Source organism: Roseobacter sp. HKCC-CH-9208 (assembly GCF_037805125.1).
In the GTDB taxonomy this organism is placed as follows: domain Bacteria; phylum Pseudomonadota; class Alphaproteobacteria; order Rhodobacterales; family Rhodobacteraceae; genus M30B80.
On the sequence record NZ_JBBLYK010000001.1, the window covers coordinates 532,032 to 545,339 of the forward strand.

At 55.7% G+C, this 13,308-nt stretch carries 17 protein-coding genes and 1 riboswitch; of the genes, 8 read left to right on the forward strand and 9 right to left on the reverse strand.

Annotated elements, in window-relative coordinates; genetic code table 11:
* Positions 1-132: 132 nt before the first annotated feature.
* The gene (gene folE2, locus AAC621_RS02645) at positions 133-1,230 is read right to left on the reverse strand and encodes a GTP cyclohydrolase FolE2 (protein ID WP_340251969.1); all 1,098 of its coding nucleotides are present in this window, start codon (positions 1,228-1,230) and stop codon (positions 133-135) included.
* Between the two features lie 168 nt (positions 1,231-1,398).
* On the reverse strand, positions 1,399-2,637 hold the full coding sequence (gene metZ / locus AAC621_RS02650) for an O-succinylhomoserine sulfhydrylase (RefSeq protein WP_445322476.1): 1,239 nt from the start codon (positions 2,635-2,637) through the stop codon (positions 1,399-1,401).
* 37 nt (positions 2,638-2,674) lie between these two features.
* Positions 2,675-2,753: riboswitch (SAM riboswitch) on the reverse strand.
* 240 nt (positions 2,754-2,993) lie between these two features.
* Between metZ and AAC621_RS02655 the strand changes: the two genes are divergently transcribed.
* From AAC621_RS02655 to AAC621_RS02665, 3 genes are read left to right on the forward strand one after another with little or no spacing between them, the layout of a single operon-like run.
* Positions 2,994-3,284 carry a hypothetical protein gene (locus AAC621_RS02655; protein ID WP_340251971.1) on the forward strand — a complete coding sequence of 97 codons (291 nt, stop codon included), beginning with the start codon at positions 2,994-2,996 and terminating at the stop codon, positions 3,282-3,284.
* 9 nt (positions 3,285-3,293) lie between these two features.
* Positions 3,294-4,259 carry a DUF2927 domain-containing protein gene (locus tag AAC621_RS02660; RefSeq protein ID WP_340251973.1) on the forward strand — a complete coding sequence of 322 codons (966 nt, stop codon included), beginning with the start codon at positions 3,294-3,296 and terminating at the stop codon, positions 4,257-4,259.
* A 52-nt stretch (positions 4,260-4,311) separates the two neighbouring features.
* The gene (locus AAC621_RS02665; protein ID WP_340251975.1) at positions 4,312-4,734 is read left to right on the forward strand and encodes a hypothetical protein; all 423 of its coding nucleotides are present in this window, start codon (positions 4,312-4,314) and stop codon (positions 4,732-4,734) included.
* On the opposite strand, the gene AAC621_RS02670 is transcribed toward AAC621_RS02665, so the two are convergent.
* Both AAC621_RS02670 and dksA read right to left on the reverse strand, forming a co-directional pair.
* Complete coding sequence (locus AAC621_RS02670) at positions 4,724-5,881, reverse strand: FAD-dependent monooxygenase (protein WP_340251978.1); 1,158 nt, start codon at positions 5,879-5,881, stop codon at positions 4,724-4,726. The genes AAC621_RS02665 and AAC621_RS02670 overlap by 11 nt on opposite strands.
* Positions 5,882-5,959: 78 nt before the next feature.
* Positions 5,960-6,382, reverse strand: a complete 423-nt coding sequence (gene dksA, locus AAC621_RS02675; RefSeq protein ID WP_317656682.1) for an RNA polymerase-binding protein DksA — start codon at positions 6,380-6,382, stop codon at positions 5,960-5,962.
* A gap of 356 nt (positions 6,383-6,738) precedes the next feature.
* Here dksA and AAC621_RS02680 point away from each other — a divergent pair, with 356 nt between their 5' ends.
* From AAC621_RS02680 to AAC621_RS02700, 5 genes are read left to right on the forward strand one after another with little or no spacing between them, the layout of a single operon-like run.
* Positions 6,739-7,185 carry a GNAT family N-acetyltransferase gene (locus AAC621_RS02680; protein ID WP_340251980.1) on the forward strand — a complete coding sequence of 149 codons (447 nt, stop codon included), beginning with the start codon at positions 6,739-6,741 and terminating at the stop codon, positions 7,183-7,185.
* Positions 7,175-7,369 carry a hypothetical protein gene (locus AAC621_RS02685; protein ID WP_340251982.1) on the forward strand — a complete coding sequence of 65 codons (195 nt, stop codon included), beginning with the start codon at positions 7,175-7,177 and terminating at the stop codon, positions 7,367-7,369. Before AAC621_RS02680 ends, AAC621_RS02685 begins: the two co-directional genes overlap by 11 nt.
* A 7-nt stretch (positions 7,370-7,376) precedes the next feature.
* Positions 7,377-8,582, forward strand: coding sequence for a DUF2927 domain-containing protein (locus AAC621_RS02690; protein WP_340251984.1), 1,206 nt, complete (start codon positions 7,377-7,379; stop codon positions 8,580-8,582).
* A gap of 22 nt (positions 8,583-8,604) precedes the next feature.
* Positions 8,605-8,778, forward strand: a complete 174-nt coding sequence (locus tag AAC621_RS02695; RefSeq protein ID WP_340251987.1) for a hypothetical protein — start codon at positions 8,605-8,607, stop codon at positions 8,776-8,778.
* A 57-nt stretch (positions 8,779-8,835) separates the two neighbouring features.
* Positions 8,836-9,534, forward strand: a complete 699-nt coding sequence (locus AAC621_RS02700) for a M48 family metallopeptidase (RefSeq protein WP_340256269.1) — start codon at positions 8,836-8,838, stop codon at positions 9,532-9,534.
* On the opposite strand, the gene AAC621_RS02705 is transcribed toward AAC621_RS02700, so the two are convergent.
* From AAC621_RS02705 to AAC621_RS02725, 5 genes are all read right to left on the reverse strand, one after another.
* Positions 9,531-10,076, reverse strand: a complete 546-nt coding sequence (locus AAC621_RS02705; RefSeq protein ID WP_340251990.1) for an RSP_2648 family PIN domain-containing protein — start codon at positions 10,074-10,076, stop codon at positions 9,531-9,533. The two genes, AAC621_RS02700 and AAC621_RS02705, sit on opposite strands and share 4 nt — an antisense overlap.
* Entirely contained in the window at positions 10,073-11,281 is a 1,209-nt protein-coding gene (locus tag AAC621_RS02710) for an RSP_2647 family RNA methyltransferase (RefSeq protein ID WP_340251993.1), read from the reverse strand. Before AAC621_RS02710 ends, AAC621_RS02705 begins: the two co-directional genes overlap by 4 nt.
* Positions 11,282-11,328: 47 nt before the next feature.
* The gene (locus AAC621_RS02715) at positions 11,329-11,823 is read right to left on the reverse strand and encodes a DUF6778 family protein (RefSeq protein WP_340251995.1); all 495 of its coding nucleotides are present in this window, start codon (positions 11,821-11,823) and stop codon (positions 11,329-11,331) included.
* A gap of 375 nt (positions 11,824-12,198) precedes the next feature.
* Complete coding sequence (locus AAC621_RS02720) at positions 12,199-12,372, reverse strand: RSP_7527 family protein (protein WP_317655971.1); 174 nt, start codon at positions 12,370-12,372, stop codon at positions 12,199-12,201.
* A 158-nt stretch (positions 12,373-12,530) separates the two neighbouring features.
* Positions 12,531-13,058: a FliM/FliN family flagellar motor switch protein gene (locus AAC621_RS02725; RefSeq protein WP_340251996.1), complete on the reverse strand. Its 528-nt coding sequence runs from the start codon at positions 13,056-13,058 to the stop codon at positions 12,531-12,533.
* Positions 13,059-13,308: the final 250 nt, after the last annotated feature.

Below are 13,308 nucleotides of genomic sequence, written 5' to 3' on the forward strand. Positions count from 1 at the left end.
AACACCACGCCCGCAGTTTACTCTGCACGTTAGTATACGACCGGACTGCTTCGTCAGACCGAGCAAAGCCTCAAGACAGCGTCATATCCGTGACCCGCGTCTTGGGGCTTTTTTCGTATGGGGTCTTGGCCCTTAGCCGATATGGAACAAGCTTTGGAACAGGCGGGGGTCAAGGCTGGCCTGCTCAAACGTGGAGCCTTCGGTCAAGAGGCTGACCGCATCATGGCTGTGCAAGCTTTCTTGGTGGCTTGCCAAAACGCGGAAATCGCCCACCCGTGGATCGGCTTGCAACTCGCCCGCGAAAAGGCGGGCCGCATCTTCCACAAAGATCGGGTTTGCAGCGTTTAATTCTGCGAAGGCTTGTTCATCCTCGCGTTTCACCATGACCTGCGTTTCTGTTGGCACAGCGCGGCGCGCCATCTCAATCAGGTCTTCAAACCACAAACACCCTGCGTCAGGGGCAATCTCGACAGAAATCCGCGCAACAGATCGCTGCGAATGCGGGGTCGCCAATTGCCCACGCGTGGCGCGCGCATGTTCGCTCAATTCAAGCGAGCAGGGGCAGGTCGAAGAATAAACGTAATCCAGATGCACCAATTTCTGGCGCACCCCATCGCGCTCGACCAGTTCCAGCGCAATGTCATAATATTGGTAACCCGACAGGCCAGACCGCAGGCTCTGCAACTTCATTGGGAAGGAAAGGCGCATTTGGATACGCGCATCAAAACTTTCGAGGTGAGATTTGTAATCATCAAGCGCGGCTTCGATCACCTCAAAGCTGAACGTCTTTTCGGCATGGGCATAGAAGCTGCGCATGATGCGGCTCATATTGATGCCCTTTTTGCCCGCCTCTAGGCTGACGGTACCCGTCACCGAAGTTTCCAGCATCACATCGCCATTGTCGCGGGTGTGATAGCGAATAGGCAGGCGGAAATTGGAAATCCCCACATGTTGGATTTGACGCTTGGCCCCTTTAATCAGCGAGGCAGGGCCATTTTGAAGATCAGGAAGACCCTCTTTATAGGCTGCGTCCACTTTAAAATCCTGCGGATAGCTGCGCGAAAATTCGGGGTAATCTTGGGAGGGGGTCAAAAGTTTGGAGACAGCAGGATCAAGGGCGGCACGCTCCGCCATGCTTGCGCTTTCCGCCCACTGTTTCAAAAGCGCCAAGGCCGCACGGGCCTCGTCTTGGGTCGGTTCACTCGCAACTGCACCAATATGGACGTTCATCTCATCACCCCTTCGGCCACGCGACCTTACCATCATATGGGTGTTGGTGCGCGGAATCCAAACTTGTTTTGTGAATAATTTACGATTATGAACTCCGAACGGATCAATATTGGCCCGACAAATATCGCCCAATTCCTTGAGTTTCCGACAAAATCCCAAAAATAAGGGTTAATTTGCAGCACGCGCAGTACCGAGCGCGTGTTTCAAATCCCTTAACAGGTCGTCAACGTCCTCAAGCCCCACTGACAGGCGCACAAGACCAGATGTAATGCCCAGATGTTGCTTTTGATCCTCAGGCAAACGCTGGTGGGTCGTTGTGGCAGGATGGGTAACAATAGATTTTGCATCGCCCAAATTATTTGAGATTGTAATGATCTCTAACGCGTTGAGGAACCGAAACGCCGCATCGCGCCCGCCCTCCAGTTCAATCGCGATCACTGTGCCGCCTTTTTGCATTTGCGTGCGGGCAAGCATGGCTTGCGGGTGGCTGTCGAGATGCGGATAGAGCACCCGCGCCACACCCGCCTCCCCCTCTAGCCCTTGCGCAATGGCAAGAGCAGTGTCGGCTTGGGCGTTAACCCGCAGGTGGAGCGTTTCCAACCCCTTGAGCATAACCCATGCGTTAAAGGGCGACATCGCCGCGCCTGTATGTTTGAGATAGGGCTCCACAGTTTTTCGAATGAACGCGCGGGTGCCACAAATCACCCCGCCCAAACACCGCCCCTGCCCGTCAATATGCTTGGTCGTGGAATAGATCACGACATCAACGCCCAGTTTACGATTGTCTTGGAACAAGGGAGAGGCAAACACGTTGTCCACTACCACTAAAGCGCCTGCATCATGGGCCAGACGCGCAACAGCGGCGATATCGACAACCTGCAACGTGGGGTTCGAAACACTTTCAAAGAATACAGCACGGGTTTTGCCCTTGATGATTGCGGCTTCCCATTGCGTCAGGTCATCGCCATCCACAAACGTGACCTCAACCCCGTAACGGGTCAAAATCTCCTCAAGAATGTAGAGACAAGACCCGAACAAGGCGCGCGCAGACACCACATGATCCCCCGCGCGCAACATGGACATCAGCGCGCCATTCACCGCCGCCATTCCAGATGCGGTTGCAAAAGCGTCTTCGGTGCCCTCAATCGCCGCAATTCGATCCTCGAACATTGCGACAGTCGGGTTGCCGTAGCGGGCATAGATAAATTCCTCACGCCCCGCTTCGATAAAGCGGGCCTCGGCTGCCTCGGCGCTGTCATAGACAAAACCTTGGGTCATAAAGATTGCCTCAGACACTTCGCCATATTGGCTGCGGCGGGTGCCAGAATGCACTGCGCGTGTCTGCGCCGAAACAGTATCGGGCAAGGATTTCAAACCTACGGATTTCTTGGCGCCTGTGTCTGACATTTCATATCCCTTCCATCTGAACGGTCGGGCATCATGCGGCAAGCAGGCCTCGACCTCTTTAGCGGCATTTTTTTTGTGGCCCGCAATCCGGTAAACAAATCGCCACGCGACAGGGCATTACGCCTTGCCATAATTAGGGTCAAGGGGCTGCAATACAACACCCGCCGCCACGCTGTGAGATTGCAACCATGACAGATACATTCCAAATCTTTACCAGCCAAACCACCGCAAAGCTGATTAAATAAAAATATATGTATAAATTTTTAAAAATTCATTACCACAAAGGGTTGCAACGGTGAAATCCAATGCAAGGGTGAAAAAATGATCGATCCTAAGTCCTCAAAATCGACCCAACCGTGGTTGATATTTGGCCACTCGGGGTTGCCGAATTGGCGCATGTCGTGATCGTCGGACAGTATTTTCCACAAAGAAGTCGAGCGTGGCGTTATTTAATTGAGACGGTGAAACGCGCTAATAAGAAATTGGTTGCAAACATCAAAGATAATCTTGCAAGTGCAGACACAAGACGGATGCTCCGCTCTGCAACTGATGAAGACACCTTCAAGATGGACGCGAAATTGCGCAACACGTTGGCCGCTGACAAAGACAAAATCCATATGCAACGCATCCTGGGCGCTGATATGTAAGGCGACATTATGCATTTTATGAAAAACGCGATGTTTTTAGGGCGCAACTTTTGGCGCGGTCTATGGATGGGAGCGGCGCTTGGCATTTTGGTGGGCTGTCAGGCCATGGGGCCAGCCGCCACGGACCAGAACGGAGTATCAAGCAGCATACCTGTAACCACCCCCTCTGCCGAAAGCGCACTTTACGCGCAATATTATGCCCAAACCGAGGCACGGCTTCTGCGTGAGGGGTTATTGCGCCAATCCACCACTCCCTCGGATGCCCCTGTCTCGCGCCGTGCTTTGGCGCGCAATTTCGAAGCCATTGCGCTATATGATGAATATGCAATGGAAAACGGTCGCTTTGTCGCCCGTCAAACCCCCTCGCGGCTGCGACGATGGATTGATCCTGTCCGTATCGAAGCACATTTTGGGCCAGCAACCGACCCGCAAAAAATGGCAAGGGATCGTCAAATTCTGACCGATTACGCCCGACAACTCAGCCGCGCCGCGGGGCATTCGATTGATTTAGTTGGGTCGGGTGGAAATTTCCATGTGCTGTTCATCAGCCGCGATGAGCAGGCAGAAATCAGCCCCTATCTGCGCAGTATCGAGCCTAGTATTGATACCTCAATCATCCGCGAAATTGAGAACCTGCCGCGCCATACGTTCTGCTCGGTCTATGCATTTGCGCGTTCAAATGCGCGGCCAGAATATCGAAGCGCTATTGCCGTAATCCGCACCGAGCATCCGGATTTGATGCGCACATCCTGCATTCATGAGGAAATCGCCCAAGGGTTGGGATTGCCCAATGACAGCCCCACGGCGCGCCCCTCGATTTTTAATGATGATGAAGAATTCGCCCTTTTGACCGCGCATGACGAATTGCTGTTGCGCGTGCTGTATGATCCGCGCCTGGAGATTGGCATGACTCCCGATGAGGCACGCCCCATTGTCGATGCGATTGCTGCGGAATTAATTGACACTTCTAGATAACGACGACTGCTCACGTTCATTTTTGATTTCATTGAATGGGTAGACTGGAACAGTGATCGTTGAGGCGACGTTTTCAGCAACCATGATATTGGGTGGCCAGATCAAAGGCACCTCCACGCGCCTGCTCCCAATTTATCGTGAGGGCAATTTCGCAGAGGCCAGCGATGACACGCCACTCTTTCAGATTAGCGCGATGCAATATGGCCGCCCCATTTTGGTGCGTGCCTGTGACCTCGAAATGAGTTTTGAGGATGCGGTCAAGCTTTTGATGGTGAGTTTTGACTCGACCATTAAGGCCAATCTTTCGGTCAACCTGCCGCTTGATCTTCATGTTTATGCTGCAGACAGCTTGAAGCATGGAACAATGACGCGGATCGAAAAAAATTATCCGTATTTCAACTTAATTTCAATGGTTTGGGGGGATGCGCTAAAGCATGCGTTTAACAGCCTACCCCCCTATAGCTTTACGACTTAGTCGGATCAAATCCGTAAATCCACTCAAAGCGTTGCGCCAGCAGATGCGGCGCGTAGCGCGCTACCATGCGTAACCCTGTGTGCGCGGCCACCCGAAACAGGCTTGGCCGCATATGATAATGGTCTGCATTGTCCGAGGCCGCTTGAACAATCCGCGCGGTGCGGGGGCGGCGCAGCGCCTCATATTCAGCCAAGGCCCTTGATAGATCATGTGTATCCGAAAGGCGCGCTGCCAAGATCCAAGCATCCTCCAACGCCATATTGGCCCCTTGCGCGAGGAAAGGAAGCGTTGGATGCGCTGCATCCCCCAAAAGCACAAACTGGCCATTTTGCCAGTTAAGCGCGACCGGATGCCGAAACAACCCCCATTGATAGCATTCCGTCACGCGGCCTATATAGGCACGCGCCTCGGGGCAAAAATCACCAAATCGGCCCGTCAGCTGTGCAGGATCGCCCCGCTCCGACCACGAGTCCTTAACCCACTGGTCATATTCCTCAACCGCCACGATATTGATCAATGCCCCGCCTCGAAGCGGATAGATCACCATATGGCGGGCAGGCCCCATAAACACCTGCACATCGCGCAACGCATCACCCTGTTGCGCCTCAATCACGGCGCGCCACGCAACTTGGCCCGTGAAAAACGGATGCCCACGCGGCTCAAGATGGGTGCGGATGCGGGAATGCAATCCGTCTGCCCCGATAATCACATCCGCACTTTCGCGCTGACCATCGGCCAAAATCACATCACGCCCTTCGACCCCTGTCACAGCCGCGCCAAGGGTAATCTCAACTCCAAGATCACGGGCACGACTGGCCAAAATCTCGATCAAATCCGCCCGATGGACATAGTGATATGGGCGTGTTTGACGGGATAAGGGCACACGCGCCACCGCCGCCCCTTTGCGAAAATCGCGCAGATATACGGCATTGGCGCGGGGGGATATCGCGCTGATCTCTTCGGCCAGCCCAAGGCCTGCTAACGTGGCCATCCCATTGGGGCTAAGTTGAAGCCCTGCCCCAAAGGCGCGGATTTCCTCGGCCTGTTCTAGCACGCGCACCGAAGCGCCGCGTTGCGCAAGGCAGCAGGCCGCAGCCAAGCCACCAATACCTGCCCCAATCACCAAAATATTGCGCCCAATAAGCATGCTCAGCCTCGCACCCGTCAAAGAAAAAAGGCATCCGAAAAGATGCCTTTTTTAATCTTATAAACTCGCTGCGCGCAATCAATCGTCCCGATGGACTTTTTCGCGGCGCTCATGGCGCTCTTGTGCTTCAAGCGTCATGGTCGCAATCGGGCGCGCATCCAGACGTTTAAGGCTGATCGGGTCGCCTGTGACCTCGCAATAGCCATATTCGCCCTCTTCGATACGGCGCAAAGCAGCGTCAATCTTGGTGATCAGCTTGCGCTGACGATCGCGGGTGCGCAATTCAAGCGCGCGGTCTGTTTCCTCACTCGCACGATCCGCAACATCAGGGATGCTGCGCGTGCCATCTTGCAGCGCGGTGACAGTTGTGCGGCTTTCATCAAGCAGATCAGCTTTCCAGTTGAGCAGTTTCCTGCGGAAATACTCTAACTGTCGCTCATTCATAAACGGCTCGTCCTCGGCGGGACGATAGTCTTCTGGAAGAAAGGTCTCAGCTTTCATCTCGTTCCCCTCAGCGGCGGCTGACCCGATTTTTGATTTTGCATCAGACTTCATTTTACCACCTCGGGCTCCGCTTACAGGATGGCGTGGGTAATGTCACCCACCTAAAGACGGTTTTTCCACTCAAAATCACCTGAACGGATCGGCTCGCGCCTAGGCCCCATAGAGAACCCCGTTTCTGACTGCGCCTCAAGTCGCTTTGGACTGGCGAATGGCCCCAATTCGGCTTGGCCCGCGCAATTTGTCGCGGCTATAATGCCTCAGAGAATATCACCCAGAACAACACCAGTTTTCGCCAAATTTGCGACAGAATCTGTGGATACATCCACAACAGCAATTGGTAGTCGGAGTAACATATGCCCAGATCAATCGATATTTTGCCCTTGCGCCCAGAGGATCGGAGCGCGTGGGAGGGGCTGTGGAAGGCCTATCTCGCATTCTACGAAACCACCCTCGCAGAGGCGGTGATTGATCTCAGCTTTACCCGCTACAGCACCCCTGCGCATAGCGATATGATGGCATGGTTGGCATGGCAGGATGGGCGCGCGATTGGTTTGGTTCATGTCATCTCTCACGCTCATGGGTGGAAGGCCGAACCCGTAACATATCTGCAAGATCTGTTTGTCGCCCCTGATGCACGCGGGCAGGGTATCGGGGCCGCTTTGATTGATCATGTCTGCGCCGATGCCGCAGCGGCAGGGCGGCCTTCGGTATATTGGCTGACACAAAGCCACAATGCGACCGCGCGGCGGATTTATGATCGCGTGGCAACGGATACGGGCTTTGTTAAATATGCGAAATAAATTACACCGCGCTTTTGGCCTTTTGGCGCTGCTCACGCTGTGCGCCTGCATGGCCGATATACCGCGCGATGATGCGGCGGCGCGTCTTGCGCCTGCTATGGACACATCCACATCTGATCTGCCAAGTTTTGGTGCGCCAAATCCAATCAGTTTTTTTTTCGCGCAGCAACCAACCCTTAGCTGAAGATTTCATGGCCCTCAGTTTTGTGCTGGAATCGGGTCGGCAAATCCCACGGATCAGCCGTTTTGAAGGGCCGATTACGGTGGCCCTTGCCCCTTCCGCCCCACCTGCATTGGAGGGGGATCTGTCGCGCCTGCTGACCCCTCTGCCCACCGAAGCGGGGATTGCGATCAGCGCAACCGCCTACCGCACGAACAGCCCCGCAAAAATCACAATCGAGGCCCTGCCCGCCGAACGCATTGCGGCTGCCGTGCCTCAAGCGGCCTGTTTTGTCGTGCCCAATGCCAGCACATGGCAAGAATTCATCCGCCAAAGAGGGCGCGTGACCTCCGATTGGGCGAGCCTCACCACCCGAAGCCACGCGGGTATTTTTCTGCCCGCCGATGCTAGCCAGCAAGAAATGCGTGATTGCCTCCACGAAGAATTGGGGCAGGCTTTGAGGCCATTGAACGACCTATATGACCTGACCGACAGTGTCTTTAACGATGACAATTTTCATGCGGTGCTCACCACGACTGATATGATGTTGCTGCGGATCTTCAATGACCCGTCCCCGCAAAGCGGCATGGGTCAGGCCGATATCGCCGTGCGCCTGCCCGCGATTTTGGGGCGGATCAACCCGACAGGTGGTGTTGTTTCCAGCATCAATCTTGCCAACCGCGACAATCGGGCATGGTCAAATGCCATTGGCCGCGCGCATAGCCCGAATATGCCCGAAGGACAGCGCCTTGAACACGCGCAAACGGCACTCAACATTGCGCAACGCTCAAACATGCGCGATGCGCGTCTGGGATTTAGCTATTATGCCTTGGGCCGGATTGCCTTGGCCCGCGACCCTGATCGTGCCGCAGCGGCCTTTGCATCGGCGCAAGATATATATCAACGCCTGCCCAATACCGATGTGCAGCGCGCCCATATCGAGATGCAAATCGGGGCCTTGGCCCTTGCGCGTGGGGATATGACCGCAGCGCTTTTGCAAAGCACAACCGCCCTTCCGATTGCGCGGCGCAGTGAAAATGCCCATCTCTTGGCAAGCCTTTCAATGCTGCGCGCAACAGCACTCGAAGGATTGGGGCGGGGGTCTGAGGCACAGAGATCACGGCTTGAAGCCTACGCATGGGGCCGCTATGGGTTTGCGGATCGCAGCCTGATGCAAATTCGTTTGGGCGAAATTGCAAATCTCGCTCCAAACGCAACTCAAGCCGCGCGCAATTAAGACGAGAAAAGGACAGCTTCGCATGATCCCCTTGCCCGCACTTCTTGGCCTTTTGGGCGGCATTGCCCTCGGCCTCTTTATGGCCTTTCGCAAAAAGGGCAATAAGCTAGACCTGTTGCATTATGGCGCGGTCTGCGGGCTGATCGGGTTCACTTTGGGCTATTTTGTGATGTTGCTCGTGCCTGCCCCCGTTTAGGCAACCCTTGCATAAGCACCCCTTGTCCGAGGCGCAGTGCCGCGCCATATCAGCCTTATGTTGAAGCTGACCCCGATCCTTTTGGCCATTGGCTATGCGCTGCTCAGTTGCCAGTTCTCAAGCTGGCGACTGAAGCGAGAGCTTGACGAACGCTCAACCCATTTGGCCGATCCGCGACTGCGCGAAATCTCTAAACGGATGGCCAAGGTGCTCGACCTTGAAGATATTCCCGTCCATCTCTACGAAGTTGAGGCCATCAATGGGCTTGCAGCACCAGATGGGCGCATTTTCATTACCCGTGGTTTTTATCAAAAATATCGCGCGGGGGAGGTCACCGCCGAAGAGCTGGCCTCGGTGATCGCGCATGAATTGGGCCATGTCTCACTGGGTCACACCAAGCGGCGGATGATTGATTTTTCGGGTCAAAATGCAATCCGTATGGCCCTTAGCAGCCTTCTAGGGCGGTTGATCCCCGTTGCGGTGGTGGGGATTTGGCTGGCCAATATCCTGACCTCTCTTTTGGCAGCGCGACTAAGCCGTGCCGATGAATACGAGGCGGATGCCTATGCCGCCTCATTATTGACGGCCAGCGGCATCGGGACAGAGCCGCAAAAATCGCTCTTTCGGAAACTTGAAGCCCTGTCTGGCGGAGGATTGCGCGGGGGGGCGGCGTGGCTGATGAGCCATCCAAGCACGGCTGATCGGATCAAAGCCATCGAAACCCTCGAAGATAAGTGGCGCGGGCAAATCCGCTAATCTGCAAGGCGTTTCGCCAATTTTGGCAGGCGCGCTCGCTTTAGCATTTTGCGCAGATCAGATGGCGCCTCGCGCAAATCATTCATGCGCGCCAGAACGCCCGCGCAAATTTTGGCCACCAAGTCAGGTTCCTGAGCCCAGATATCGCACAGGTAGCTGTCAGGATGGAGGGCCACGATATCATGGCCCGCCAATTCAGCCCGCGGAAAATCGCGTAGGTTGAAAGTCAAAATGGCTTTGGCCTTTCCCGCGATAGCGGTGGCCAACACATGAATATCAGCACAATCAGGCAGGTAAAGGCGCGCTTCTATCTCAGAATCCGCCTCGATGACGGCAGTGGGGAAATTGGCTCGCAGCAGCGCAATTTCGCCGCGTGCAATCATACCGCCCTCAGGCCCAAGATTACGCTCTGCAGCACGGGCCCATTCCTCGAGAATGCGATCGGACCAAAGCGGCGTCATCTGCCCTACCTGCGCAAGCCCCATCAAACAGTCGCGCAGAACCGTGGGGTATAGCACACAGGCATCAAGACAAAGCCTCATGGCACCAGGCGGAAGGCCAAAGCCTTCAGATAGCCTGTTGCAGTCAAACTTGGATGTTGCGGATGATCAGGCCCCACGAAGCCCGTATAGATCAATCGCGCCTCACGCCCCGCGCGCCCGATGCCGCGCAAACACGCGGCGCGGAACTTTTCAAGATCCGCCGCGTGCGAACAAGAGCATAGGATGAGCATACCCCCCTCAGCCACCAAGGGGGCTGACAAACGTGCAACACGTTCATAGGCGCGCAGGCCTTTTTCCAAAGCGGGCTTGGACGGCGCAAATGCGGGTGGATCGGCCACGACAAGATCAAACTGCGTAGCCTCGCCTGCCAAGACCTCAAGAACGTCAAAAGCATCCCCTTGGCGGGTGGAAAATCGCGCCTCGGCCCCCATGGCCTTAGCCCCTTGCGTTGCCAGATCAAGCGCCGCTTGTGAGGCATCAACCGCCAGGGCCGAGCGCGCACCCGCAGCCAGACTTGCCAAGGCAAACCCGCCAACGTGCGAGAATACATCCAAAACCCGTGCATCCTTGGCCAATTGCGCAGCAAAGGCATGGTTGGGGCGTTGGTCGTAAAAGAGACCAGTCTTTTGCCCCCCCATCACATCGGCCATATAGGTAGCCCCGTTCATGACCACGGGCAATGGCCCGGAAATCGGCGCGCCAGAAAGCTGCACCATCTCCTCGGGGAGGCTTTCCGCGGCGCGCGCGCGGGACGTGCCGTTCTTGATAAGCGTTTCAGCGCCCGTCACATGGCGCAAAGCGGTGGCGATCTCCTCAATCCGATCTTCTAGCCAAATCGCATTGGGTTGGATCACCAAACAGTCGCCAAAGCGATCAACGATCAGACCTGGCAACCCATCCCCCTCAGCATGGATCAGGCGGTAATAGGGGGCGGGATAGATCTTGTGGCGCAGGTCATGGGCTGCTTGGATCTTTGCCTGCAGCCACGCAGAATCTATCACGACATCCACGCGGCGCTCCAAAACCCGAAAAGCAATCTTCGCCTCAGGTGTCACGATGCCAAGGGCCAGCGGATTGCGCTCGGCATCCTCTAAAATGGCAAGACTGCCTGCCGCAATCGCGCGGCTGCGGCGATCAAGCACCAGATCATCGGCCCAAGCCCAAGGATGACCAAAGCGGATGGCACGCGCATCGGCCTTGGGACGCAGACGCAAAACGGGAAGGGGCGAAGGATTATGTGTCATGCCCCGCCTTTAGCTCAGAATACCGCGCCCTGAAAGAGGGCGCGAGATTAGAATGTAACGCCCGATGGGGCCACAGGCAGTCGGAATTCGGAAATCATCCAATCATGCATCCGCGCCTCGATGCGCGCACGCTGGGTCAGACCCATGGCTTCGGCTTCTACGGCGCGCCGCCCGCCATAAGCGGCAAAGGTCAAGTCACGTGATGCGGGGCCATAGACCAATGCACCCGTTGTTGCGTCATAGAGCGAAAAGGTGAATTCGATCTCATGCTCACCGCCAAAGGTGCTGCGCACCAAGGGTGTTTGGGCATGAAATAACGATACGTTGAGTTGCAAAACCACGTCACGGCTGCCCTCAAATGCAGGCAGAAGCCCGCGCATAGGCCGCTCTAGAATGTCACGCACTTGGGCATAGCGATCCCCATAGGGCTCATCCTGCCACAAAAGTTCGACATTGGGTTTCATGGTATTTGCTTCAGAGGTGCTGAGGCTGCGCGGCACATTCACACGCACATGCGTGATCCGCCAGCCCCGCTCGCGCATCAACGCCGCAAGGGCGGGTTGGGTTTGTGCCGATGGGTTTAAAACATTCCCAGAAACATCGAAAAAGGTGGATGTGTCAAAGGCGTTGGTCGCTTAACGGGTTAGTGTCCCGTTCGAGACACAGGCCGAAGCCGAGAGCGCCACGGCAACAAGGCCTAATGCGGTAGTCAATCTTGACATATCTTCCCCCATTCTGGGGTTATTCCCTATCGCAGTGGCCAGAATAGGCGCAGATGCGACTCAAGAATTGTGCTCGTTTTCAGCACCAATGACCCATAAATGAGGCGGAAATAAGAAAGCCCCGGCACATTGCCGAGGCTATTCTTGATCTCAAACCCCTGCGCGCAAGGGCCGCACGAGGCGAGGGCCGTAAAATTAGGCCAAATGCGCCGCTTGTTTGCCACCCAATTTTGCGACAGCGCGGAAGGGGGCGCCGAGTGCGTTAAAGAGTGCGCCAAAGATTTCTTTCATCGCTTCAGCGCGCAAACGGCGGGCTTCAAGCTCTACACGGCGAACATCAGCGAAAGAATAAACAGAAGCAGTTGTCATTTCATTTCTCCTATATGGCTGTCAAATCAGCCTTTCTGCTATGCAGCATATGGGACAGCATGGGTGACTTACCACTGCCGATTTGATCATCCCGCCATGCGCCAGACGCATAGCTCATTCAAAAGCCTATGCGCCTGGCGGCAAAGGTGCGGCTTCCACTACAAGCGGTGCAGGCATCTCAGGCAGATCAACTGCAGGGGTGCTGCTGCAGGCTGAGGCGCAAGCCCGCCAGTCGCACGCATCGTAATTTCTTTTCCAAGGCGCACAGCGCGCATGCCAGACTTTTGCCCCAACCGACCGCGGAACACGGCCCGCCCTGTCACATCCTCAAGCCGTATCTCGGTCAATGTTGCATCCGTAAACGGCAGCACAGTGCCGACAGACAGCCCCTCAACCTCAACAAAGGGCAGTTTGCGGCGCATCAAAATGGCCTCAAGCGAAACGCTGGCCTCGCCAATTGCAGCGCCCCATGTAGCGCGCCATCTCTGCCGCTCTGCCTCGGTGAATTTGTGCAGCTTTTTGGGGGCTTGGGCCACGGCATCGGCGCGCCCAATGACAGGCAGGATCAACGCGATCTGCCCCGATTTCACCCCGCCGCCCAACTCAAGGCTTAATTTCCAAATGTGATAATCCCGCTCCTCCAAAATCAAGGGCAAACGATGACGTTCTTCGACAGGTTCCCCCAAAGACAGACGCAACCGCCAATCGCAGGCTTAGAAATCACCGAATTCCCGCGCGCAGCCTGCCAAAAGCAGGTCGATAAAATCGCGCACCAACACGATATCAACCCGCGTCACGGGGCGGGCGGGGTCGTGGCACTGGCCTGCCGCGGCAGATCACGGCCCAGCATTTTGGACAGGATCCGCGTATGATCGGATCGATTTTTTGAAATGCCCTCTGTCATCCTGCGCGCTTTCTGCCCCCAAATTCATCGGC